This window comes from Synergistes jonesii (assembly GCF_000712295.1).
Lineage (GTDB): Bacteria > Synergistota > Synergistia > Synergistales > Synergistaceae > Synergistes > Synergistes jonesii.
The window spans coordinates 1-2526 of record NZ_JMKI01000029.1 but is presented as its reverse complement, the minus strand read 5'-3'; the positions used below and the strand labels follow the sequence as shown (position 1 = coordinate 2526).

The 2526-nt window shown below is 60.9% G+C and carries 1 pseudogene; it reads left to right on the top strand.

The annotated features are described in order from the left end of the window. Positions 1-2526: pseudogene (locus tag EH55_RS06265) on the top strand (hypothetical protein); the annotation flags it as partial.

Here is a 2526-nt window from a genome sequence, read left to right as displayed (position 1 = left end):
GTAAGGACGGTAAAGATGGAGCCGATGGCAGAGGCGTAACGAAAGCCGAAGTCAACAGCGACGGAGACCTTGTGGTCAGCTACACAGACGGAGCCGACGAGAACGCCGGGCACGTCAAAGGCGCAGACGGCAAGGACGGAGTCGATGGCAAAGATGGTAAGGACGGTAAAGATGGAGCCGATGGCAGAGGCGTAACGAAAGCCGAAGTCAACAGCGACGGAGACCTTGTGGTCAGCTACACAGACGGAGCCGACGAGAACGCCGGGCACGTCAAAGGCGCAGACGGCAAGGATGGAGTCGACGGCAAAGACGGAGCCGATGGCAGAGGCGTAACGAAAGCCGAAGTCAACGGCGACGGAGACCTTGTAGTCAGCTACACAGACGGAGCCGACGAGAACGCCGGGCACGTCAAAGGCGCAGACGGCAAGGATGGAGTCGACGGCAAAGACGGCGTCGACGGCAAAGACGGAGCCGATGGCAGAGGCGTAACGAAAGCCGAAGTCAACAGCGACGGAGACCTTGTGGTCAGCTACACAGACGGAGCCGACGAGAACGCCGGGCACGTCAAAGGCGCAGACGGTAAAGACGGMGYCGATGGCAGAGGCGTAACGAAAGCCGAAGTCAACAGCGACGGAGACCTTGTAGTCAGCTACACAGACGGAGCCGACGAGAACGCCGGCCATGTCAAGGGCGCAGACGGTACAAACGGCGTCGACGGCAAGGACGGTAAAGACGGAGCCGATGGCAGAGGCGTAACGAAAGCCGAAGTCAACAGCGACGGAGACCTTGTGGTCAGCTACACAGACGGAGCCGACGAGAACGCCGGCCACGTCAAAGGCGCAGACGGCAAAGACGGAGTCGACGGCAAAGACGGTATCGACGGTAAGGACGGCAAAGATGGAGCCGATGGCAGAGGCGTAACGAAAGCCGAAGTCAACAGCGACGGAGACCTTGTGGTCAGCTACACAGACGGAGCCGACGAGAACGCCGGGCACGTCAAAGGCGCAGACGGCAAGGACGGAGTCGATGGCAAAGATGGTAAGGACGGTAAAGATGGAGCCGATGGCAGAGGCGTAACGAAAGCCGAAGTCAACAGCGACGGAGACCTTGTGGTCAGCTACACAGACGGAGCCGACGAGAACGCCGGGCACGTCAAAGGCGCAGACGGCAAAGACGGAGTCGACGGCAAAGACGGTATCGACGGTAAGGACGGCAAAGATGGAGCCGATGGCAGAGGCGTAACGAAAGCCGAAGTCAACAGCGACGGAGACCTTGTGGTCAGCTACACAGACGGAGCCGACGAGAACGCCGGGCACGTCAAAGGCGCAGACGGCAAGGATGGAGTCGACGGTAAAGACGGAGCCGACGGCAGAGGTGTAACGAAAGCCGAAGTCAACAGCGACGGAGACCTTGTAGTCAGCTACACAGACGGCGCCGACGAGAACGCCGGCCACGTCAAGGGCGCAGACGGCAAAGACGGAGTCGACGGCAAAGACGGTATCGACGGTAAGGACGGCAAAGATGGAGCCGATGGCAGAGGCGTAACGAAAGCCGAAGTCAACAGCGACGGAGACCTTGTGGTCAGCTACACAGACGGCGCCGACGAGAACGCCGGCCACGTCAAGGGCGCAGACGGTAAAGACGGTACAAACGGCGTCGACGGCAAAGACGGAGCCGACGGCAGAGGCGTAACGAAAGCCGAAGTCAACAGCGACGGAGACCTTGTAGTCAGCTACACAGACGGCGCCGACGAGAACGCCGGCCACGTCAAGGGCGCAGACGGTAAGGATGGTAAAGACGGAGCCGACGGCAGAGGCGTAACGAAAGCCGAAGTCAACAGCGACGGAGACCTTGTAGTCAGCTACACAGACGGCGCCGACGAGAACGCCGGCCACGTCAAGGGCGCAGACGGTAAAGACGGTACAAACGGCGTCGACGGCAAAGACGGAGCCGACGGCAGAGGCGTAACGAAAGCCGAAGTCAACAGCGACGGAGACCTTGTAGTCAGCTACACAGACGGCGCCGACGAGAACGCCGGCCACGTCAAGGGCGCAGACGGTAAAGACGGTACAAACGGCGTCGACGGCAAAGACGGAGCCGACGGCAGAGGCGTAACGAAAGCCGAAGTCAACAGCGACGGAGACCTTGTGGTCAGCTACACAGACGGCGCCGACGAGAACGCCGGCCACGTCAAGGGCGCAGACGGTAAGGATGGTAAAGACGGAGCCGACGGCAGAGGCGTAACGAAAGCCGAAGTCAACAGCGACGGAGACCTTGTAGTCAGCTACACAGACGGCGCCGACGAGAACGCCGGCCACGTCAAGGGCGCAGACGGTAAAGACGGTACAAACGGCGTCGACGGCAAAGACGGAGCCGACGGCAGAGGCGTAACGAAAGCCGAAGTCAACAGCGACGGAGACCTTGTAGKCAGCTACACAGACGGCGCCGACGAGAACGCCGGCCACGKCMARGGCGCAGACGGTAAGGABGGTAAAGACGGMGCCGACGGCARAGGCGTAACGAAAG